The organism is Plantactinospora endophytica (assembly GCF_016862915.1).
GTDB lineage: Bacteria > Actinomycetota > Actinomycetes > Mycobacteriales > Micromonosporaceae > Plantactinospora > Plantactinospora endophytica.
Map to the genome: position 1 here is coordinate 323060 of NZ_BONW01000021.1, position 20587 is coordinate 343646.

Here is a 20587-nt window from a genome sequence, read left to right on the forward strand (position 1 = left end):
TCAGTCCTCCTCCTCGGCGCGGGTCACGACGGCGGCGTAGCGCGGCTCGGTGTCGAGCAGCTCGCGGTGCCCGCCCTCGGCGACGGCCTTGCCGTCGGAGACGAAGACCACGTGGTCGGCCCGGTCCAGCACGAGCGGACTGGTGGTGCAGACCAGGGTGGTCCGGCCGCGCCGGGCCGGACCGAGCCGGCCGGCGATCCGCGCCTCGGTGTGCGCGTCGACCGCACTGGTCGGCTCGACCAGGATCAGGATCTCCGGATCGGCGACCAGCGCCCGGACCAGCCGCAACCGCTGCTGCTGACCGCCGGAGAACTCGCGGCCCCGCTCGGCGACCCGGCCGGCCAGCCCGTCCGGCAGCGCGGCGACGATGTCGGTGGCGCTCGCCGCGTCCAGCGCCGCCGCGATCGTGGCGTCGTCGGCCCGGTCATGCGGGTCCAGCTCCGCACGGAGCGGGCCGGAGAAGAGCCGCGCGTCGTTGTCGGCCACCATGATCCGGCAGCGGACCGTGGCCAGCGCCAGCTCCCGCAGGGGTACGCCGCGCAGCGTCGCCTCGCTGTCGACGTACCTGCCGAGCCGGTCCGCGATGGCGACCGCGTCCTCGGGTACGGCGGCGGCCAGCGCGGTCAGCCGGCCCGGCCGGACGGTCAGCCCCGACTCGACGTCGACCAGCTCACCGGCGCCGACCGGCAACCTGACGGGATGCTCCGGATCGACGACCTCCGGCCGAATGTCGAGCATCGACACCACCCGACGGGCGGAGACGTGTCCCCGGGTGATGTGGTCGATCAACTCGGTCAGCATCCGCAGCGGACCGATCAGGAAGACGGTGTAGCCGTAGAAGGAGACGAGCTGGCCGACGGTGATCTCGCCCCGGAGCGCGAACCGGGCACCGAGCCAGGTGACCAGCACCAGGAAGATGCCGGGCATCAGCACCTGGGTCGCCTCCAGCAGCGCCTCCACCCGGGCCACCCGTACGCCACCGTGCCGCAGCTTCTGCGACTCCGTGCGGTAGCGGGCCGAGAAGACCGACTCGCCGCCGACGCCGCGCAGCACCCGCAGTCCGGCGACGATGTCGCTGGCCCGGGTGGTCAGGGTCGCCTGCTGGTCCCGGTACGCCTCCTGCCGCTTGTGCAGCGGCCGGATGAGCACCGCGACCACCACCATCAGCACCGGTACGCCGAGCACCACCACCAGGCCGAGCGGCACCGAGGTGACCAGCAGGATCACCGTGATGGTGAACACCGCGAAGAGCGAACCGGTACCCCGGGAGAGGATGTCGAGCGCCCCGCCGATGTGGACGATGTCGGCGGTACCGACGCTGACCACCTCGCCGGTGGCGAGCCGCTTCGGCAGGGTCGCGCCGAGCCGGTTGGCGTGGTCGACGGTGAGCTGCACCGTCCGGTACGCCCCGGCCAGCCAGTTGTAGCTGGCGAACCGGTGCCGGATGATCCCGACGATCGCCTGTACGACGCCGAGGGTGAGCAGGATCAGCCCCCAGTGGACGAGTGCGTCGGTGTCCCGGGCGACCAGGCCGGCGTCGATCGCCCGGCCCAGCACGGCCGGCATCAGCGCCTGGCCGACGAAGGAGACCACGGCCAGCGCCATGCCCCCGGCAATGGTCGGCCAGAGCTGGGCGGCGAGCCAGAGCAGGAATCTGGTCGCCGAGCGCTGATCCGGTATGCCGGGATCGGGGACGGGTAAGGGGCGCACCCGGCGACGCTATGAGACCAATCGCCACGATCGCCACGGGTTTTCCGAGCTCCGGCCGCAGACTCGATCCTCGCGTCGTCGATCCCCGTCGTAGGTCAGGTTCGGAACGCTCGACCTCTGTCAATCAGCCCGCACGGACCAGCTACCGGCGGTGTCTGCCGGGGGCCACCGCCAAGTGTCGCCGACCTTGACCATTCCGGTGTTGTCCGTCAACAACTGCCGAGCGGTGGTCATCGACTTGCTGATCCGCTCGCTGTACTCGATCATCGCCATGATGGCAGCACCCAGCATCCCGAGCACCGCTGCTGCGGTGGCGGCGGCATCCACTGGTGCGGCGGGCGCCGTCACCACACCAAACGCGAGCCCGACGGCGCTGATCAGGCCGGCGACAAAGGTCAGGAATGCTGTCACCAGGGCGGCCCAGAACGCGACGACGCCCCAGGCAAGATCGACCAGTATGGCCTGGATCTTCTCCACCATCGGCTTGATGGTCTCGATGGCAGCCGACTGTGCGTCCGCCGAGTCCTCGTACGCCGACGCGGCCGAACCCGACCAGTGGTCGTCGGCCTTCATCCCGTACGCGGACACCACCTGATGCAGCTCGCTGACCGGAGCGCCAACGTCGGTGTTCCAGTAGTCGCCGATCCGGGTCAACGCGGGCGGATAGCCTGGCTCGCTGACAAACTCCTGAATCTCGTCGAAGACCTGGTCCTTCAGTCCGAGAAACCTCTCCCAGGACCGCATGATCGCCGCATGCCCGATACCGGGCGGCAACCAACGGAGCGCTTGGGTCAGCCGGTCCCCCAGCTCGACAGTCAACTGCTGAACCCGCTCGATCGCCTCATTGACCTGACTGATCAACTGCTCGAAGTCCCGCTCGGTCGGGCCAGCTCCCACGGCCGTCATGTTGGACTCCACGTCTGCTCGATACGCACGACCGCGCCCTGGTCGCTGCGGTCGTAGTTGTCCAGGACGGTACGCAGCGTCTGCTCCATGTCCCGCATTGTCCTGGCCCCGTCGGCCAGCAGGTTGACCACGAACTCCTGCAACTCGGCGTACTTGGCACCTACGCCCTGTTGGTTCGGCAGGTACCCGATGTGGAATCCGGTGAGCATCAAGGAGGAAGCGCGCGTCGCGGCCGCCTCCATCACGCTGGCGGCCTCCGCCCACTTTGCCGCATCCTTCACAAGGGTTTCACGTGCCATCTTGACCTGGCCTGCATCCGGTTGGGGCTGCAACTCAACTCCTCCTTACGGTCGGCGGCTCGTCGATGTGGTGCCAGCAGGGGCGGTCAATGCCCGAGGCCAAGACGCCGGAGCAGCGTCATCGGATGTGCGGCGAGGTCACGCACCTGCGCGATGGCCGGCGACGACGCCGACAGTGCGGCGGCCTGCTGGGAGTGGCGCTGGTACCCGTCCTGGCAGGCCGCGCGTACCTCCTCGGCGACCGACTGACCGGTCGGTTGCTCACGCAACCACCGCAGGCTGATTTCCAGTTGCGTCACCTGGCCGCCGGTCAGTGCGACCGTGACCCGCCCGCCTCCACTACTGCCGAGCACCTGCTGCCTGGCCTGGTCGTCGACCTGCTGCCGATAGCCGTCCAACTCAGACATCGCATCCCGGAGCAGGTCGAGCACCTGTGCTACCTCGCCGGCTCGATCGCCCCCGCCAGCGACCTGCTCGTGGCCCCGGCGCTCCGGCGAATCGCTGTCCGACCGCCGGTGGGCTGGTGGCTGCCAGTCGGCCGGCGGCTCACCTGCTTCCCGTTCGGCCACCCGGACCGACCAAGCCGCCAGCCGGTCACCGATTGCCCTGTCGAGCGCCTCGAGAATCGAGGCCGACAGCAGTTCGGGGCCAAGATCCCGCCACCAGTTCCGGCCGATCTCGACCCGCCCCAACTGCCCCGAGCCGTCCAACCACACCCGAACGAGCCCGGACTCGTCCGCTCCGGTCCCTGTGATGTCCGAACCGTCGAGCTGCCAGCTAACCCGCTCAACCTCCCTGCCGAGGCGATGGATGTTCTGCTCCGCGCTCATACTCCCCCACGATCTGATTAGTCAACGAACCCCGGTGCCATTGATCAGCCCCGCTGGGCAAGCGCCGCAGTGCCGCGCAGCCAAGCGACCACCTCATCCGCACCCGGACAGCGAGCCGTCGACAGCGCATTGGCAAGTGTGAGTAGCTGTTCCGGTGGTAGTTGGACCGCTTCGCGGCTGGCCAGACGCAGCCGCACCCTGCCATTGCCATCGGCCACGTCAAGCACCGACACCGGTTGGGCGGGACCGACGATCCCACTGCGCCGTACCGGACCGACGAGTTTCTGGTTGATCTGGCGCAACGCCACCGACCGGGCGTCGGCAAGTTCAACGCTCCGCTGGCGTAAGCCCCGTACTGTCAGCCGAGTGCCCTCCAGCCAGGCGGCCAGCCGAACACCGAACGCGATCACCAGCGCGACGTAGACCACGACAGCCAGGGCGAGCAGTCCAGCCGTCACAAGTGGCAGGTAGCCGAGCGTTAGCTGGCGGTCAGGGCGATCGGGTATCACCCAGAGCAGCATCATGCCGAGGATGAATCCGAGGCAGCCGGACGCCAGGGTGGCCATCCCGCCTAGCACCACCACGAACACCACCCGCAGCGCACGTGTGCCGTGGAAGCCGATCGACAGGTGATATCGATACATCCCTGGGTGCACCCGGCCATGATGGCAGATGGGGGCGACACGTAGGGTGGTCAAGATTGCGACAGAAGGTCAGCGGCCGTCGCCGCCGCGATGCTCAGGCGCTCAGCGGTCGACCTGGGTGAAATCCCAGGCGTGCGGGGTACGGGCGAGCATCCGGGCCGGCGGGTCGGGCAGCGAGACCGGGTTGGCCCGCCACTTCGAGATCACCACGAGCCGGTTGTCGGTGGAGGAGAAGACCTCGCTGGAGATGTGCAGCGGGTTGTGCTCCAGCTCGGGCAGAGCGGTGTCGCAGACCCAGGTGATGAGGTCGGCGAAGCCGGCACGCTCGGCGCGTACCTCCCACATGCGTACGATCACGTCGGCCATCGCTCCTCCCGCCGCCCTCGGCGCCGCCGGAACACTACACGCTGACGGTCGTGAGCGGCATCGCGGAATCGGCGGGCAGGTCCAGCCGGCTCGGTGCCACCCCGGCGGCGACCAGGTGCGAGCCGAGCGCCGCCACCATCGCGCCGTTGTCGGTGCAGAGCTTCGGCCGGGGTACCCGGACTCGGATGCCGTGCTTCGCCGCCCGCTCCTCGGCCAGCGCCCGGAGTCGGGAGTTCGCGGCCACCCCACCGCCGAGTACCAGCGTCTCGACGCCCCGGTCCCGGCAGGCCGCAATCGCCTTGCTGGTCAGTACGTCGCATACCGCCTCCTGGAAGGACGCGGCCACGTCCGGCACCGGTACCGGTTCACCGGCCCGCTGCTTCGCCTCCACCCAGCGTGCCACCGCGGTCTTCAGTCCGGAGAACGAGAAGTCGAATCGGTGCGCGGCGAGGTCCTTCGGGGCGGTCAGTCCGCGCGGGAAGGCGATCGCGTCCGGCGCACCGGACCGGGCCTCCCGGTCGATCGGCGGGCCGCCCGGGAACGGCAGCCCGAGCAGCCGGGCCACCTTGTCGAAGGCTTCCCCGGCGGCGTCGTCGATGGTGGCGCCGAGCGGGGTGACCCCGGTGGCCAGGTCGTCGACCAGCAGCAGCGAGGAGTGCCCGCCGGAGACCAGCAGCGCGATCGCCGGCTCGGGCAGCGGGCCGTGCTCCAGGGTGTCCACCGCGACGTGCGCGGCCAGGTGGTTGACGCCGTACACCGGCTTCTCGGCGGCCAGCGCGTAGCCCTTGGCGGCGGCCACTCCGACCAGCAGCGCACCGGCCAGCCCGGGGCCGGCGGTGACCGCGATCGCGTCGATGTCGGCCAGGGTCACCCCGGCGTCGTCCAGCGCGCGGCGCATGGTGGGCACGATCGCCTCCAGGTGCGCCCGGCTGGCCACCTCGGGTACGACGCCGCCGAACCGGGCGTGTTCCTCCACACTGGACGCCAGCGCGTCGGCGAGCAGGGTGTGCCCGCGTACGACACCGACGCCGGTCTCGTCGCAGGAGGTCTCGATCCCGAGGATCAGCGGTTCGTCAGCCATGATGTGCCTGCTCCAGTTCGACCTGCATGACCAGCGCGTCGGTGTTGCTCGGTTGGTAGTAGCCACGTCGTACCCCGACCGGCTCGAAGCCGTACGCCGCGTAGAGGCGCTGGGCCGGGGCGTTGTCCACCGCCACCTCCAGCAGCACCCGTCGTACCCGGCGTCGGGTCGCCTCGGCCAGCAGTTCGACCAGCAGCATCCGGCCGATCCCGGCGCGCTGCGCGTCCCGGCGTACCGCCACGTTCTGCACCCAGGCCTCGTCCGGCGGCGCGACGGCGAGCCCGGCGTAGCCGACGAGCGCGTCGGTCGAGTCCAGCGCCGCCAGGTAGTGGTGCCCGCTCGCCAACTCGTTCCAGAACATCGCCGCCGACCACTGCTCGGCGCCGAACAGGTCCGCCTCGATCGGCAGCGCCTCGGAGATGTGCCACCAGCGGAACGGGCCCAGCCTGGTCATCCGACCACTGTCCTCATCCGCCGCCGTCCTCACCGCAGGACCGGCTTGCGGCCGGTCGCCGCCACGGCGTCCGGCCGGCGTAGGTAGAGCGGGGTGAGCTGGTCGCCGGGGGCGCCGGCCCGGATCCGCTCGGCCGCCAGCTCCGCGAGGGCGTACGGCGGCGGGTAGTCGAGTCCGGCTCGCGGTGGCAGTCCGAGGATGTCGGCGTACCGGCGGGCCCCCTCGCCGACCGCGACCCGGACGCCCAGTTCCCGGGCCCGCTCGGCGACGGCGGCCGGGGTGTCGACGTCGGGACCGGCCAGCCGTTCGCCGGCCAGGTCGTAGACGGCCCAGTAGATCTCCCGGCGGCGGGCGTCGGTGGCCGCGAGCACCGGCCCGACCTCCGGCGCCGCGCCGGACCTGGGGTGGGTCGCGGCGTGCCCGATGGCGTCCAGCGACGGAACGCCGTACGTCGGGATGCCCAGCACCTGACCCATGCTCGCGGCGGTGACCAGGCCGACCCGCAGGCCGGTGAACGGCCCCGGCCCGACTCCGGCCACCACGGCGGCCAGGTCGGCCGGCCGGGCGCCGGCCTCGGCCAGCACCTCGGACACCTGCGGCGCGAGCAGTTCGCCGTGGGCGCGCGCGTCGACGACGCTGCGCTCGCCGCGCGGCGCGACGGCGTCGGCGGTGATCTCCGCCAGCGCGGCGGTCACCGCCGGGGTCGAGGAGTCCAACACGAGTACGAGCACATAGGCACCCTAACCGGGCGGTCCCCGGCCCCCGGCACGGCCCGGGCGAGTCACCAAGTGGCGGGTGTGTTCGGGGTGGCCCGCGCCGGACGTTCCCTGCGCCGGGGTGACCGGGGTCGGTGCCGGCTGCCGGCTGCCGGCTGTGGGTGTGGGTGTGGGTGTGGGTGTGGGTGTGGGTGTGGATTGTGGGTGTGGCGGAGTTGCGGGGCCGGCGCGGAGACAGCTCTACGGCGAGGAATATGCCACCGAGTCATAGTTATGGCTCCGTGGCATCACGCTCGTGCGAGAGGTGCAGGATCGGACGATGCCTCCGTCCCGGCTCACCACCCTGCGGGCGTACGGTCGCGGATCGCGTCGAGGAGGCCGGACTCCACCGAACGGTGGTACGCCTCGGCGACCTGCCGTACGTGCTGACCGGCACTGCGGCGGCACTGCCGCAGGGCGCGCCGGTGCCGATGGGTGACGTCGAGATCGCGGTCGCCTGGCGGGACGCCGAGCGATTCACCACCTGGCTCGACCGCTACTACGCCCGGCGTTGGAATCCCCGGTACGACGATTTCGGATATCTGGTCAACGATCCGCGCGAGCCCGGCGAGCACCGCTGGCAGACCGTGGTTGGGGTGCTCCGGGCGCGGATGTGCGACGAGTTGCCGGAGTCGATCGAGGTCCGGCACGGCGACCGGAGCTATCGGGTGCTGCCGCTCGCGCTGGTCGAGGCGACCGAGCCGGCCACCGCCGACCTGTTGCGGCGGTGGCGGGCCCGGCATACCTCGGCAGGCTGAAACAGGCAGCTCAGCGGGGCGACAGGTCCCAGTCGACCGTGGGCCGGCCGGCGTCGGCGAGCGCCTTGTTGCAGGCGCTGAACGGGCGGCTGCCGAGGAAACCCCGGGGGTTCATCGGGCTGGGGTGGCCGGCCTCCAGCACCACGTGCGCCGGATTGCTGACCAGCGCCGCCTTCTTGCGGGCGTAGCCGCCCCAGAGCAGGAAGACGATCCGCTCCGGGCGGGCGTCGAGAGCCTTGATGGTGGCATCGGTGAACGCCTCCCAACCCTTGTTGCCGTGCGAGCCCGGGGTGGCCTGCCGGACGGTCAGCACCGCGTTGAGCAGCAGCACGCCCTGACTCGCCCAGCTGGTCAGGTTGCCGCTGCGGGAGACCGGCACACCCAGGTCGTCGGCCAGCTCCTTGTAGACGTTGCGCAGCGACGGAGGCACCGAGACACCGTCCCGGACGCTGAAGCTGAGCCCGTGTGCCTGGCCCGCCTTGTGGTAGGGATCCTGACCGAGAATCAGCACCCGGCAGTCCTCCGGCGCGCAGAGCCGGTAGGCCGCGAAGAGGTCCTCGACCGGCGGGAAGACGGTCTGCGTCGCGTACTCCCCGGCGACGAACTCGCCCAACGCGGCGGTCTCGGCCGGGTCGAGGTGCGGGTCCAGCGCCGCCCGCCAGGCCGGAGGAAGCAGGGCCGGAAGATCCAGGGTCATCGGTAACCTCTCGAACGCCACGGTCGTTTCCCGCACTCTAGAAGTCCGGTACGACAGCGGGAATTCCGGTACGACGGCGTCTCAGCGCAGCCCGGCGAGTCGCTCCGTCCAGTCGCCGCCGACCGGTACCAGCTCGATCGACCGGGTGTCGTCGTCCCGCCGGTCGATAACGACCCGCAGGTGCGCGTCGCCCAGGTGCTCGACCATCCCCTCGCCCCACTCGACCACGGTCACCGCATCGTCCAGCGAGGCGTCCAGGTCGAGGTCGTCGATCTCGGCCCGGGGGTCCACCGCGTCACCCAGCCGGTACGCGTCGGCGTGCACCAGCGGCACCCGGCCGCCTTTGGCCGGATCGGGCCGGTGCACCCGGGCGATGACGAAGGTCGGCGAGGTGATGTCGCCGAGTACGCCCAGTCCGGCGCCGATCCCCTGCACCAGTGCGGTCTTGCCGGCGCCCAGCGGCCCGGTGAGCACCAGCAGGTCCCCGGGGCGGAGCAGCCCGCCGAGCCGCCGCCCGAACCCGTGGGTGTCCGCCACGGTCGGCAGCTCGCGGACCAGTTCGGTACCGCGCAACGCGTCGCTCATCCGGACGGCCTCAATCCCTCTCCCTGCCGGGCAGCCGGTCGAGGAAGTCCAGCAGTGCGTCGTTGACCTCGTCGGCGTGTTCCAGCATCACGACGTGCCCGCTGTCGGGCACCTTGACGTACTCGGCGTCCGGCAGCCAGCGGACGATCTCCTCGGAGTGGGTGACCGGAGTGATCATGTCGCGTTCACCCACGATGACCAGGGTCGGACTCTCCCGCAGCGCGGCCAGCACCGGATAGCGGGCGTGCGTGTAGATGGTGCGCAGGTAGCGGGCCACCGTCTCGGTCGAGGTCCGCGAGTTCATCTTCTCCACGTAGGAGACCAGTGCCGGGCTGGGCGTGGAGGTGCCGAAGCCGTACCGGCGGGTGAGCAGCCAGGCCAGGTTCGCCGAGGCCCGCCGGGCCCGGTCGATCACGCTGCCGGTGAGCCGGGTCGCGTTGTCCACCACCGGCAGCAGCGGGGCGCCGGCCCGGGCGACGATCGTCGGCAGGCCGAACTTCGTCTCCGCCACCAGCCCGCCCGAGGTGGCCATCAGTACGGTACCGACCACCCGCTCGGCGAACAGCTCCGGATAGCGCTCGGCGAACGCCATGATGGTCATGCCGCCCATCGAGTGTCCGACCAGCACCAGCGGCCCGGTCGGTGCCGTCCGGTCGATCACCGAGCGGAGCGTCTCGCCGAGCGCCTGGAGCTGGTATTCGCCCGACTCCAGCCGGCCGGACCGGCCGTGCCCCGGCTGGTCGTAGAAGACCATCCGGTCCTCGCCCAGCTCGGTGAGAACCTGCCGCTGGAAGTGGAAGGTCCCCATGTCCAGGCAGAAGCCGTGCACGAAGACCAGGGTCGGCCGCTCCGGGCCGGGCAGCGGCCCGACCAGCTCGACGTGGATGTCGGTGCCGTCGGCGGTCGAGACGGTGCACGACTCGTCGAACGGCAGCTCGCCGAAGGGTTCGGTGGCGTACCGGTCACCGGGTTTGGACTTGGAACGGCGGACCACCGCGCGTTCGGCGGCCACTCCGGCGGCGATGCCGGCCGCCGCGACCCCGGCCGCCGCGCCGAGGATGCCGGCCACCCGGAACAGGCCGGTCCGGGTCGGGGTACGCCGGGCCGGCTGCCGCTGCACCGGTACCCGCGCCGCGACGGTCCGCTTGGCGGGGCTCACGGCTGCCGTCCGTCGTACACCCGGGGCACCCGGACTCCGCCGAACCTGGTGACGATCTCGTAGTTGATGGTGCCGATCGCCTCGGCCCAGTCGTCGGCGGTCGGTACGCCCGCCGCACCGTCGCCGAAGAGCGTCGCCACGTCGCCCGGGACCACCGGGTCGTCGCCGCAGTCCAGCACGATCTGGTCCATGCAGACCCGTCCGGCGATCGTGCGCCGGGCACCCGCGAGCTGGACCGGGCCGACGTTGGAGGCGTGCCGGGGCACCCCGTCGGCGTACCCGAGCGGCACGACGGCAAGCGTCGTCTCCTGCTCGGTGTGGTAGGTGTGCCCGTAGGAGACGCCGGTGCCGGCCGGTACCCGTTTGGTGAGCGTCACCCGGGCCCGGGCGGTCATCGCCGGCCGCAGCCCGAACTGCTCCCCCGGCACCGGCGACAGCCCGTACGTCGCGAGGCCGGGCCGGACGAGGTCGAAATGGGTGTCGGGCCGGGTCAGCGTCGCCGCCGAGTTGGCCAGGTGCCGGTAGCGGGGCCGCAGCCCGGCCCGCTCGGCGAGGGCGAGCCCCTCGGTGAAGACCGCGAGCTGCCGGTCGGTGGTGGCGTGCGTGGGCGCGTCGGCGTAGACCAGGTGACTCCAGATGCCGACCACCTCGACCAGGCCGTCGGCCTGCGCCTTCGCCGCCGCGTCCAGCAGCTCGGGCCAGTCGTCCAGGGTCGCGCCGCCCCGGGAGAGGCCAGTGTCGATCTTGAGATGGGTCCGGGTCGGCCGGCCGGCCCGTTCTGCGGCGGTGACGAGTTCGGCGAGCTGGCCGACGCTCGCCGCCGCCAGGTCGACGTCGGCGGCCACCCCGTCGTGCAGCGGCAGCCCGGGAGCGAGCAGCCAGGCCAGCACCGGCGCGGTGATCCCGGCCCGGCGCAGGGTCAGCGCCTCGTCGAGGGTGCAGACGCCCAGCCAGTCCGCTCCGGCGTCCAGGGCCGCCCCGGCGACCGGCAACATGCCGTGCCCGTACGCGTCGCCCTTCACCACGATCATCAGCTCGGCGCTCGTCCCGGCCCGCAGTCGGGACACGTTGTCGCGGATCGCGTCAAGGTCGACGCGCACCTCGGCCTGCCACATGCGCTCAGCCTACTGTCCAGTAGATCGGGATGGTCCCGGGTGGCGTGACCAGGACACTTCGGCACTCACCGGAAGAACCCTCGTGATCGCCGGGACACCCCTCGGAGTCATCGGGACAGCCTGGCGATCACCGGGCGCAGTGCGGCGGCCACGTCGGCGGCGACCACCGGCCCGCGCCGGGCGGCCTCCTGACCGGCCAGCCCGTGCAGGTACGCGGCGACGACCGCCGCCCGCTCGGCCGGCAGCCCGGCGGCGAGCAGCGAGCCCAGCAACCCGGCCAGCACGTCTCCGGTGCCCCCGGTGGCGAGTACCGGGGTGCCGGTCGGGTTGGCGAACGCCCGCCCGTCCGGGGTGGCCACCACCGTCCGATCGCCTTTGAGCAGCACCACCGCGTTCATCCAGCTCGCCAGTTGCAGCGCGGCACCGACCCGGTCGGCACCGGGTGGCTCACCGCAGAGCCGGGCGTACTCCCGGTCGTGCGGGGTGACCACGATCGGCGCGTCCCGCTCCCGCAGCCGCTCCGCCATCGAGCCGTCCACCAGCAGGGTGAGCGCGTCCGCGTCCAGCACCACCGGCACCGGTGCGGCGAGTACGCAGCGCAGCTCGGTGGCGGCCCGCTCGTCGGTGCCGAGCCCCGAACCGCAGACCCACGCCTGCACCCGGCCGGCATCGTTGACCCGGTCGGCGGCGACCACGGACGGATAGCGGCGCAACACGTCGGCACGGGCGCCGCCGGCGTACCGGATCATGCCGGTCGGTCCGGCGACCGCGCCGCCGACCGAGAGCACGGCCGCACCCGGGTACGTCGCCGAGCCGGTCGCCAGCCCCACCACGCCCCGGCTGTACTTCTCCTCCTCGGGGCCGAGTCGCGGCCACCAGGCGCGCACGTCCGACCACTCGGCGACGCGTACCGCCGGGGTGGCCCGCAGCCACGGACCGAGCCCGATGTCGACCAGTTCGACCTGACCGGCCCGGGGCGCGGCCGGGCCGACCACCAGGGCGGGCTTGAGGCAGCCGAAGGTGACCGTCAGGTCGGCCGTCACGGTCCCCGGCAGCCCGGCCGAGCGCGGTACGTCACCGGTGTCCACCTCGACGCCGCTCGGCACGTCCACCGCCACCACCAGCGGCCGGTCCCCGGACCGGCCGGTCAGGCCGGACAGCTCGGCGAGCAGCCGGGCGGCCGGCTCGCGCAGCCCACCCGAACCGCCGATTCCGACGATCCCGTCCAGCACCAGGTCGGCCCGGTCCGGCAGCCCGTCACGCACCCGCCCGCCGGCCGCCCGGAACGCGGCCAGGCCGCCCTGGTGCGTCCGCTCGGCGGCCAGCAGCACCGCGCTGACCGCCGCACCGCGCCCGGCCAGCCGGGCACCGGCGTAGAGGGTGTCGCCGCCGTTGTCGCCGGAGCCGACCAGCAGCAGCACCTCGGCGCCGTAGACCCCGCCGCGCCGCTCGGCGAGCAGCCGGGCGCAGTGCCCGGCCAGCCCGCCGGCCGCGCGGCGCATCAGCGTGCCCGCCGGCAGGGTGCCCATCAGGGCCCGTTCGGCGGCGCGTACGTCCGCCACCCGCCACGCCGACCTCATCGCTCCGCCACCACCATCGCCGAGGCGATCCCGCCGTCGTGCGACAGCGACAGGTGCCACCGTTGCACCCCGCGTTCGGTGGCGGCGGCGGCGACCGTACCGGAGACGGTCAGCCACGGCCGCCCGTCCGGGTCGGAGACCACCTCGCAGTCGTGCCAGCGCAGCCCGGCCGGCGCGCCCAGCGCCTTGGCCACCGCCTCCTTGGCGGCGAACCGGGCGGCCAGCGACTCGGCGGAGCGCGGATTGCCCGACCCGGTGACGCGTTCCGCCTCGGTGAACAGTCGATCGGCCAGCAGCGGGGTGCGTGCGAGCGCCCGGGCGAACCGATCGACCAGTACGACGTCGATGCCGACTGCGACGATCACGGCCTCACCCTACCGGCGGGCGCCGTGGCTCATTCCACCGTGACCGACTTGGCCAGGTTGCGCGGCTGGTCGACGTCGTGACCCCGGGCGGCGGCGATCTCGCAGGCGAGCACCTGCAACGGCACGGTGGTCACCAGCGGGGCCAGCAGCGTCGGGGTACGCGGTACGTAGATCAGGTGGTCGGCGTACGGCGTGACCGCCTCGTCGCCCTGCTCGGCGATGACGATCGTGCGGGCGCCCCGGGCCCGGATCTCCTGGATGTTGGAGACGATCTTGTCGTGCAGCATCCCGCGCCCGGCCGGGGACGGCACGATGCAGACCACCGGCGTGCCCTGGTCGATCAGGGCGATCGGGCCGTGCTTCAGCTCGCCGGCCGCGAACCCCTCGGCGTGCATGTAGGCGAGTTCCTTGAGCTTGAGCGCACCCTCCAGGGCGACCGGGAAGCCGACGTGCCGGCCGATGAAGAGCACCGTCGGCGCCGCCTTGAGGTCCCGGGCCAGGTCGCGCACCGGCTCGATACCGGCGAGCAGCTCGCGCAGCTTGTCCGGCATCTCCTGAAGCTGGGCGACCACCGCGGCCACCTCGTCGGCGTACTTGATGCCGCGCACCTGGGCCAGGTGCAGGCCGATCAGGTAGCAGGCGACGAGCTGGGTGAGGAACGCCTTGGTGGAGGCGACCGCCACCTCGGGCCCACCGTGGGTGTAGAGCACCGCGTCGGACTCGCGCGGGATGGTGGAGCCGTTGGTGTTGCAGATCGCCAGTACCCGGGCCTTCTGCTCCTTGGCGTGCCGGAGCGCCATCAGGGTGTCCATGGTCTCGCCAGACTGGGAGATCGCCACCACCAGCGTGGACCGGTCGAGGACCGGGTCGCGGTAGCGGAACTCGCTGGCCAGCTCGACCTCGCAGGGGATCCGGGTCCAGTGCTCGATGGCGTACTTCGCCACCATGCCCGAGTGGTACGCCGTGCCGCAGGCGACGATGAAAATCTTGTCGACGTCCCGCAGGTCCTGGTCGGAGAGGCGGACCTCGTCGAGGACGATCTCGCCGTTCTCCTTGAGCCGGCCGAGCAGGGTGTCGGCGATCGCCTGCGGCTGCTCGGCGATCTCCTTCAGCATGAAGTAGTCGTAGCCGCCCTTCTCGGCGGCCGAGGCGTCCCAGTCGATGTGGAAGTCCTTGCCGGTGGCCGGGGCACCGGTGAAGTCGGTGATCTCGATGTCGTCGGCGGTGATGAGTACGACCTGGTCCTGGCCCAGCTCGACCGCTTCCCGGGTGTGCTCGATGAACGCCGAGACGTCGCTGGCCAGGTAGTTCTCCCCGACCCCTCGGCCGACCACCAGCGGCGAGTTGCGCCGGGCCCCGACCACCGCGCCGGGGATCGCGGCGTCCACCGCGAGCAGCGTGAAGGCGCCCTCCAGCCGCTGGCAGACCTGGCGCATCGCGGTGGCCAGCAGGGCCGGCCCGTCCGGCTCGCCGGCGGCGCGCAGCCGGGCCAGTTCCCCGGCGAGCAGGTGCGCGGCGCACTCGGTGTCGGTGTCGCTGGTGAACTCGACGCCGTCGGCCTCCAGCTCGGCGCGGAGCTTGGCGAAGTTCTCGATGATGCCGTTGTGGATCACGGCCACCCGGCCGTCGGTGGCCTTGTGCGGGTGGGCGTTGCGGTCGGTGGGCCCGCCGTGGGTGGCCCACCGGGTGTGCCCGATCCCGGTCGTCCCGGCGCCGATGCCGGGCACCACGTCGTCGTCGGCGCTCGACCGCTCGGCCAGCGCCTTCTCCAGGTTGGCCAGCTTGCCGGCCTTCTTCTCGGTCAGCAGCTCGCCCTCGGCGACGACCGCGACGCCGGCCGAGTCGTAGCCGCGGTATTCCAGCCGCCGCAACCCGTCCAGCACGATGCTCAGCGCCGGCCTGGCGCCGGCGTAACCCACGATTCCGCACATGGCCCGCAGCCTAACCTAAGTTCGCTCATATGGCGTGCTCGAAAGGTGCCGATTCGATCACTGCATCTGCTCGGTATCCTGGACCGCCCGCAGAACCGGACGAACGGCCGCTCGGATGGCCTGTCCTCCCTTCACCGGTACATCGCGACCAGCGAGGACGGGGTACCGTGACTGGCGCATTCGCTGCCATCGCCCTCGGCATCCCCCTCCCCCCTCGCCACGCCCCTGCTGTCCGCCATACCTGGAGCCAGACCCGATGACCGACTCGCCGCCCCCCTCGTCGAACAACCCGTACGACCCCGCCGCGGAATACGAGCCGCCGACGACGAAGTTCGGCCCGCCGCAGCAGCCCCGGCCGGACACCTCCCCGGAGGCCGAGGAGGAGGACGCACCGACGACGAGGTACGCCCCGCCGCAGCCCAGCCAGCCGTCCGCGTACGGACAGCCGGCACAGCCGACGACGTACGGGCAGCCGCCGGCCCAACCGGGACAACCGGGCACGTACGGCCAGCCGCCGCAGGCCAACCCGTACGGGCAGCCGGCCTGGGGCCAGCCCCCGCAGCAGCCCAGCTACGGCCAGCCCCCGCAGTCGGGTGCGTACGGCCAGCCCCCGCAGTCGGGTGCGTACGGCCAGCCCCACGAGCCGAACCCGTACGCCCAGCCCCAGCAGCCGAACCCGTACGCCCCGCCGCCGCAGCAGGCCGGCCAGCCCCCGGCCTACGGTGCCGGCCCGGCGTACCCGCCGCAGTCCGGCCCACCTGCCACGCCATACCCGACCAGCGGGGCGCCGAACCCGCAGGACGCCGGCTACGGCACCTACCCGCCGCAGTCCGGCCCGCCCGGCACCGACCCGTACGCGGCGGCCGGCGCCGCCGGTTACCCCGGCTACGGCCAGCCGGGCCAGCCCGGGCAGCCGGGACAGCCGGGTTATCCCGGTGGCCCGTTCCCGCCGGCACCGCCGAAGAAGAGCAACAAGACCATGATCATCGTGATCGTGGCCGTGGTGGTGGTCGTACTGCTCGTCTGCGTCGGGATCTGCCTCGGCCCGCTCGCCGCGATGGACCGGCTGCGCCAGCAGTTGGAGACCAGCATCGACATCACGCCGCCCCCGTCCACCTCCGACGGGCAGGACGGCGGCAACCCGGGCAGCAGTGGCCAGACGGTGGTCTACGAGGTCACCGGCGACGGCCGGGTCGCGCTCTCCTACATCGACGGTGCCGGCAAGCAGGTGCACTCCCCCTCGGTCGACCTGCCCTGGAAGAAGGAGGTCAAGATCCCCGAGGACGAGCTGAAGACGGTCGTGGCGATCCGCACCGGCGGCGGCTCCGGGGACATCTCCTGCAAGATCACCGTTGACGGCAAGGCGACCGCCACCAAGAGTTCCAGCGGCAACTACGCGACCGTCACCTGCTCCGACTTCGGGATCTGACCGCTCTTCGGCACCTGGCAAACCCGCGCACAGCGCCTAGGGTGACGGAGTGACGACGACAACGGACTCCGATCCCCTGGTTCGCCGGATGCGCCCGTTCGGCACCACCATCTTCGCGGAGATGTCGGCGCTGGCGGTGCGCACCGGCGCGGTCAACCTGGGCCAGGGCTTCCCGGACACGGACGGGCCGGCAGAGATGCTGGCCGCGGCGGCGGACGCGCTGCGCGGCGGGCAGAACCAGTACCCGCCCGGTCCGGGCATCCCGGCGCTGCGTGCCGCGATCGCCGCACACCAGCGCCGGTTCTGGGGACTGGACTACGACCCGGACGGCCAGGTGCTGGTCACCGCCGGCGCGACCGAGGCGATCGCCGCGGCGATCCTCGGCCTCTGCGAGCCCGGTGACGAGGTGGTCTGCTTCGAGCCGTACTACGACTCGTACGCCGCCTCGATCGCGCTGGCCGGCGCGGTCCGGCGGCCGGTCACGCTCCGCCCGACCGACGACGGCCGGTACGCCTTCGACCCGGCGGAGCTGCGCGCCGCCTTCGGGCCACGGACCAGGTTGCTGCTGCTCAACTCGCCGCACAATCCGACCGGCAAGGTCTTCGACGCCGACGAGTTGGCCCTGGTCGCCAAGCTGTGCCAGGAGTACGACACCCTCGCGGTCACCGACGAGGTGTACGAGCACCTGGTCTTCACCGACGCCGGCAGCCCGCACATCCCGCTGGCCACCCTGCCCGGGATGTGGGAGCGCACCCTGCGGGTGTCGTCGGCGGGCAAGACGTTCTCCTGCACCGGCTGGAAGATCGGCTGGGCCAGCGGCCCGGCTCCGCTGGTCGCGGCGACGATGCGGGTCAAGCAGTTCCTCACCTTCACCAGCGGCGCCCCGCTGCAACCGGCGGTCGCCGTGGCGCTGGCCCTGCCGGACAGCTACTTCGACGGCTTCCGGGCCGACCTCCAGGCCCGCCGGGACCAGCTCTCCGCCGGACTGGTCGAGGCCGGATTCCGGGTACTGGCGCCGGAGGGCACCTACTTCGTCACCGCCGACATCACCGGGCTGGGCGGCCGGGACGGGGTGGAGTTCTGCCGAACGCTGCCCGAGCGGTGCGGCGTGGTGGCCGTACCGACCCAGGTCTTCTACGACGACGTCGAGGCCGGGCGGCGGCTGGTCCGGTTCGCCTTCTGCAAGCGCCCGGAGGTGCTGGCCGAGGCGGTCACCCGGCTCCGCGCGCTGGGCGGCACCCTCGCCTGAGCCGCGCCCGCCGAGCACCGGTCGACTCAGGCGCCCTCCGCCAGCCGTGGAGCGCGCCGGTCGGACAGCGGCCGGCCGGGCCGTTACGCCGCTACGGGGCTTGCGGCGCGTACCTCGGCGGCGATCCGTTCCGCGATCTCCTGGGCCAGTTCCAGCGTCGACGCCTCGACCATCACCCGGACCAGCGGCTCGGTGCCGGAGGGGCGGAGCAGCACCCGGCCCGTCTCGCCCAGCTCGGCCTCGGCCCGCTGCACCGCGCCGAGCACGGCCGGTGCGCCCGCGCCGACGGTACGGTCCGCGACCGGCACGTTGATCAGCACCTGCGGCAGCTTCGTCAGCACCGCAGCCAGCTCGGCGAGGCTACGCCCGGTGGCCGCCACCCGGGACATCAGGTGCAGCCCGGTGAGTACGCCGTCGCCGGTGGTCGCGTACGCCGGCAGTACCAGGTGCCCGCTCTGCTCGCCGCCCAGCGCCAGCCCGGAGGCGCGCAGCTCCTCCAGCACGTACCGGTCGCCGACCTTGGTCTCGACCAGCCGGATGCCGGCGGCGGACATGGCCAGCCGCAGCCCGAGGTTGCTCATCACGGTCGCGACCAGGGTGTCCTGGGTCAGTGTCCCGGCCTCCCGCATGGCCAGCGCCAGGATCGCCATGATCTGGTCGCCGTCCACCTCGCTGCCGTCGGCGGCGATCGCCAGGCAGCGGTCGGCGTCGCCGTCGTGCGCGATACCGAGGTCGGCGCCGTGTTCCAGCACGGCCGCCCGCAGGTTGTCGAGGTGCTGCGAACCGCAGTCGTCGTTGATGTTGAGCCCGTCGGGCTCGGCGGAGATGGCGATCACCTCGGCCCCGGCCTCCCGGTACGCCACCGGGGCGATCTCGGAGGCGGCGCCGTTCGCGCAGTCCACCACGACCTTCAGCCCGTCGAGCCGGTGCGGGATCGTGCCGACCAGGTGCTGGATGTAGTGCTCGGCACCGTCGAGCAGGTCGTGCACCCGGCCGACGCCGGCACCGGTCGGTCGGGTCCAGCCGGCCGAGCCGTTCGCCTCGACGGCGGCCTCGATCTTCATCTCGACGTCGTCGGGGAGCTTGTGCCCGCCGGCCGCGAAGAGCTTGATCCCGTTGTCCGGCATCGGGTTGTGCGAGGCCGAGAGCATCACCCCGATGTCCGCCTTGGCCTCGCCGACCAGGAACGCCACACCCGGCGTCGGCAGCACCCCGACCCGGACCACGTTGGCCCCGGCGCTGGTCAGCCCGGCCACCACCGCGGCCTCCAGCATCTCGCCGCTGGCCCGGGTGTCCCGGCCCACCACCGCGAGCGGCGGATGGCTCCGGTCCTGTTCGGCGAGGGTGTGCGCGGCCGCGACCGCGACCGCGAGTGACAACTCGGGGGTGAGGTCGGCGTTCGCGCGCCCGCGTACGCCGTCAGTGCCGAACAGCCGCCCCATGCGCGAAACCTCCGGGAAGCGCACCGATGGAAAACGAAACGGCCGGACACCGCCACCGCGGAAGGGGGCGGTTTCCGGCCGTACGTCAGACGTACAAAATGTTGCCGTTGATCAGCGCTTGGAGTACTGGGGCGCCTTACGGGCCTTCTTGAGACCGTACTTCTTGCTTTCCTTCTCCCGGGCGTCCCGGGTGAGGAAGCCGGCCTTCTTCAGCGCCGGACGGTCGTCGGGGTCGTTGGCGATCAGCGCCCGCGCGATGGCCAGCCGCAGCCCGCCGGCCTGGCCGGTGGTGCCGCCGCCCCGCAGGTTGGCGATGACGTCGAACGCCTCGGGCTTCTCGGCGGTCACCAGAGGCTCCTTGATGAGCTGCTGGTGCACCTTGCTCGGGAAGTACGCCTCAAGGTCGCGGCCGTTGCAGGTGATCTTGCCGCTGCCGGGGACGATCCGGACCCGGACGATCGCCTCCTTGCGGCGACCCACGGTCTGGATCGGGCGGTCGCCACGGGGAGCGCGGGCCACCGGGGCGGGCACCGGGGCTTCGGTGGTCGCGATGGTGTCGGTCATGCTGCTTCCTTCGCCCGCGCTCACTGCGCGATCTGCTTGATCTCGAACGGCACCGGCTGCTGCGCGGCGTGCGGGTGCTCGGCACCGGCGTAGACCTTCAGCTTCTTGATCAGCTTACGGCCGAGCTTGTTGTGCGGGAGCATGCCCTTGACGGCCAGCTCGATGGCCCGGTCGGGACGCTTGGTCAGCAGCTCGTCGTAGCCGACCTGCTTCAGACCGCCCGGGTAGCCGGAGTGCCGGTAGGCGACCTTGGTGTGCCGCTTGTTGCCGGTCAGCGCCACCTTGCCCGCGTTCACGACGACGACGAAGTCACCGGTGTCGACGTGCGGCGCGAAAGTCGGCTTGTGCTTGCCGCGCAGCAGCGTGGCAACGTGGGTGGCCAGACGGCCCAGCACGACGTCTGACGCGTCGATGACGTGCCACTGACGCTCGATCTCACCCGGCTTCGGGCTGTACGTACGCACAGGTCTACCTTGTCTCGTCGTCGGTCTGGGGTCGCGCACCGGTCGCCAGGCACGCACAAACGACCAAGCGTACCCGGAAAGGCACGCCCGCGGATGTCACGTGAAAACTTGGGTGTCACACAACAGCAGGCAACGATACCCGGTCGCCGGGGCCGGGGTCAAAACGGGACACCCCCAGCGGGCTGGGTACGGCCGGCAGGACCT

The 20587-nt window shown here is 72.0% G+C and carries 22 protein-coding genes; 3 read left to right on the forward strand and 19 right to left on the reverse strand.

What is annotated here, in order from left to right:
- From Pen02_RS22450 to tsaB, 9 genes are all read right to left on the reverse strand, one after another.
- Nucleotides 1-1710, reverse strand: a complete 1710-nt coding sequence (locus tag Pen02_RS22450) for an ABC transporter ATP-binding protein (protein ID WP_203868052.1) — start codon at nt 1708-1710, stop codon at nt 1-3.
- Nucleotides 1711-1830: 120 nt separating this feature from the next.
- Nucleotides 1831-2628, reverse strand: a complete 798-nt coding sequence (locus Pen02_RS22455; protein WP_203868053.1) for a hypothetical protein — start codon at nt 2626-2628, stop codon at nt 1831-1833.
- A complete protein-coding gene (locus Pen02_RS22460) occupies nt 2613-2948 on the reverse strand; it encodes a hypothetical protein (RefSeq protein WP_203868054.1) in 336 nt (111 codons plus the stop codon). The genes Pen02_RS22455 and Pen02_RS22460 overlap by 16 nt, the downstream gene beginning before the upstream one ends.
- Nucleotides 2949-3001: 53 nt before the next feature.
- On the reverse strand, nt 3002-3745 hold the full coding sequence (locus Pen02_RS22465) for a YbaB/EbfC family nucleoid-associated protein (RefSeq protein ID WP_203868055.1): 744 nt from the start codon (nt 3743-3745) through the stop codon (nt 3002-3004).
- Between the two features lie 44 nt (nt 3746-3789).
- A complete protein-coding gene (locus tag Pen02_RS22470; protein ID WP_203868056.1) occupies nt 3790-4389 on the reverse strand; it encodes a hypothetical protein in 600 nt (199 codons plus the stop codon).
- A 102-nt stretch (nt 4390-4491) separates the two neighbouring features.
- A complete protein-coding gene (locus Pen02_RS22475; RefSeq protein ID WP_203868259.1) occupies nt 4492-4746 on the reverse strand; it encodes a hypothetical protein in 255 nt (84 codons plus the stop codon).
- Between the two features lie 43 nt (nt 4747-4789).
- Complete coding sequence (tsaD, locus tag Pen02_RS22480; protein ID WP_203868057.1) at nt 4790-5836, reverse strand: tRNA (adenosine(37)-N6)-threonylcarbamoyltransferase complex transferase subunit TsaD; 1047 nt, start codon at nt 5834-5836, stop codon at nt 4790-4792.
- Nucleotides 5829-6290 (reverse strand): ribosomal protein S18-alanine N-acetyltransferase, encoded by a 462-nt coding sequence (gene rimI, locus Pen02_RS22485; protein ID WP_203868058.1) that lies wholly within the window; start codon nt 6288-6290, stop codon nt 5829-5831. Before rimI ends, tsaD begins: the two co-directional genes overlap by 8 nt.
- A gap of 29 nt (nt 6291-6319) precedes the next feature.
- The gene (gene tsaB, locus Pen02_RS22490) at nt 6320-7021 is read right to left on the reverse strand and encodes a tRNA (adenosine(37)-N6)-threonylcarbamoyltransferase complex dimerization subunit type 1 TsaB (RefSeq protein ID WP_203868059.1); all 702 of its coding nucleotides are present in this window, start codon (nt 7019-7021) and stop codon (nt 6320-6322) included.
- A gap of 380 nt (nt 7022-7401) precedes the next feature.
- Here tsaB and Pen02_RS22495 point away from each other — a divergent pair, with 380 nt between their 5' ends.
- Nucleotides 7402-7803: a hypothetical protein gene (locus Pen02_RS22495; protein WP_203868060.1), complete on the forward strand. Its 402-nt coding sequence runs from the start codon at nt 7402-7404 to the stop codon at nt 7801-7803.
- A gap of 10 nt (nt 7804-7813) precedes the next feature.
- Here Pen02_RS22495 and ung read toward each other — a convergent pair whose 3' ends face one another.
- From ung to glmS, 7 genes are all read right to left on the reverse strand, one after another.
- On the reverse strand, nt 7814-8500 hold the full coding sequence (gene ung / locus Pen02_RS22500) for a uracil-DNA glycosylase (RefSeq protein ID WP_203868061.1): 687 nt from the start codon (nt 8498-8500) through the stop codon (nt 7814-7816).
- Between the two features lie 81 nt (nt 8501-8581).
- Nucleotides 8582-9085: a tRNA (adenosine(37)-N6)-threonylcarbamoyltransferase complex ATPase subunit type 1 TsaE gene (gene tsaE, locus Pen02_RS22505; protein ID WP_203868062.1), complete on the reverse strand. Its 504-nt coding sequence runs from the start codon at nt 9083-9085 to the stop codon at nt 8582-8584.
- 10 nt (nt 9086-9095) lie between these two features.
- A complete protein-coding gene (locus Pen02_RS22510; RefSeq protein ID WP_372445653.1) occupies nt 9096-10163 on the reverse strand; it encodes an alpha/beta fold hydrolase in 1068 nt (355 codons plus the stop codon).
- A 77-nt stretch (nt 10164-10240) separates the two neighbouring features.
- Nucleotides 10241-11359: an alanine racemase gene (gene alr, locus Pen02_RS22515; protein ID WP_203868063.1), complete on the reverse strand. Its 1119-nt coding sequence runs from the start codon at nt 11357-11359 to the stop codon at nt 10241-10243.
- A gap of 107 nt (nt 11360-11466) precedes the next feature.
- Nucleotides 11467-12939 carry an NAD(P)H-hydrate dehydratase gene (locus tag Pen02_RS22520; RefSeq protein ID WP_203868064.1) on the reverse strand — a complete coding sequence of 491 codons (1473 nt, stop codon included), beginning with the start codon at nt 12937-12939 and terminating at the stop codon, nt 11467-11469.
- Nucleotides 12936-13304, reverse strand: a complete 369-nt coding sequence (locus Pen02_RS22525) for a holo-ACP synthase (protein WP_203868065.1) — start codon at nt 13302-13304, stop codon at nt 12936-12938. Before Pen02_RS22525 ends, Pen02_RS22520 begins: the two co-directional genes overlap by 4 nt.
- 29 nt (nt 13305-13333) lie before the next feature.
- A complete protein-coding gene (glmS, locus tag Pen02_RS22530; RefSeq protein ID WP_203868066.1) occupies nt 13334-15235 on the reverse strand; it encodes a glutamine--fructose-6-phosphate transaminase (isomerizing) in 1902 nt (633 codons plus the stop codon).
- 256 nt (nt 15236-15491) lie between these two features.
- Here glmS and Pen02_RS22535 point away from each other — a divergent pair, with 256 nt between their 5' ends.
- Nucleotides 15492-16664, forward strand: a complete 1173-nt coding sequence (locus Pen02_RS22535; protein ID WP_203868067.1) for an MmpS family transport accessory protein — start codon at nt 15492-15494, stop codon at nt 16662-16664.
- Between the two features lie 49 nt (nt 16665-16713).
- On the forward strand, nt 16714-17913 hold the full coding sequence (locus tag Pen02_RS22540) for a pyridoxal phosphate-dependent aminotransferase (protein ID WP_203868068.1): 1200 nt from the start codon (nt 16714-16716) through the stop codon (nt 17911-17913).
- 83 nt (nt 17914-17996) lie between these two features.
- Here Pen02_RS22540 and glmM read toward each other — a convergent pair whose 3' ends face one another.
- From glmM to rplM, 3 genes are all read right to left on the reverse strand, one after another.
- The gene (glmM, locus tag Pen02_RS22545) at nt 17997-19355 is read right to left on the reverse strand and encodes a phosphoglucosamine mutase (protein WP_203868069.1); all 1359 of its coding nucleotides are present in this window, start codon (nt 19353-19355) and stop codon (nt 17997-17999) included.
- A gap of 111 nt (nt 19356-19466) precedes the next feature.
- Nucleotides 19467-19919 carry a 30S ribosomal protein S9 gene (gene rpsI, locus Pen02_RS22550; protein WP_203868070.1) on the reverse strand — a complete coding sequence of 151 codons (453 nt, stop codon included), beginning with the start codon at nt 19917-19919 and terminating at the stop codon, nt 19467-19469.
- A 20-nt stretch (nt 19920-19939) separates the two neighbouring features.
- Nucleotides 19940-20383 (reverse strand): 50S ribosomal protein L13, encoded by a 444-nt coding sequence (gene rplM / locus Pen02_RS22555; RefSeq protein ID WP_107260811.1) that lies wholly within the window; start codon nt 20381-20383, stop codon nt 19940-19942.
- Between the last annotated feature and the right edge of the window lie 204 nt (nt 20384-20587).

Coding starts and splice junctions, on each gene's coding strand:
- ung (WP_203868061.1), bottom strand. CDS start 8,500: ATGACCCTGGATCTTCCGGCCCTGCTTCCTCCGGCCTGGCGGGCGGCG.
- tsaD (WP_203868057.1), bottom strand. CDS start 5,836: ATGGCTGACGAACCGCTGATCCTCGGGATCGAGACCTCCTGCGACGAG.
- alr (WP_203868063.1), bottom strand. CDS start 11,359: ATGTGGCAGGCCGAGGTGCGCGTCGACCTTGACGCGATCCGCGACAAC.
- glmM (WP_203868069.1), bottom strand. CDS start 19,355: ATGGGGCGGCTGTTCGGCACTGACGGCGTACGCGGGCGCGCGAACGCC.
- Pen02_RS22520 (WP_203868064.1), bottom strand. CDS start 12,939: ATGAGGTCGGCGTGGCGGGTGGCGGACGTACGCGCCGCCGAACGGGCC.
- Pen02_RS22535 (WP_203868067.1), top strand. CDS start 15,492: ATGACCGACTCGCCGCCCCCCTCGTCGAACAACCCGTACGACCCCGCC.
- Pen02_RS22465 (WP_203868055.1), bottom strand. CDS start 3,745: ATGAGCGCGGAGCAGAACATCCATCGCCTCGGCAGGGAGGTTGAGCGG.
- Pen02_RS22470 (WP_203868056.1), bottom strand. CDS start 4,389: ATGTATCGATATCACCTGTCGATCGGCTTCCACGGCACACGTGCGCTG.
- glmS (WP_203868066.1), bottom strand. CDS start 15,235: ATGTGCGGAATCGTGGGTTACGCCGGCGCCAGGCCGGCGCTGAGCATC.
- rimI (WP_203868058.1), bottom strand. CDS start 6,290: ATGACCAGGCTGGGCCCGTTCCGCTGGTGGCACATCTCCGAGGCGCTG.
- rpsI (WP_203868070.1), bottom strand. CDS start 19,919: ATGACCGACACCATCGCGACCACCGAAGCCCCGGTGCCCGCCCCGGTG.
- tsaE (WP_203868062.1), bottom strand. CDS start 9,085: ATGAGCGACGCGTTGCGCGGTACCGAACTGGTCCGCGAGCTGCCGACC.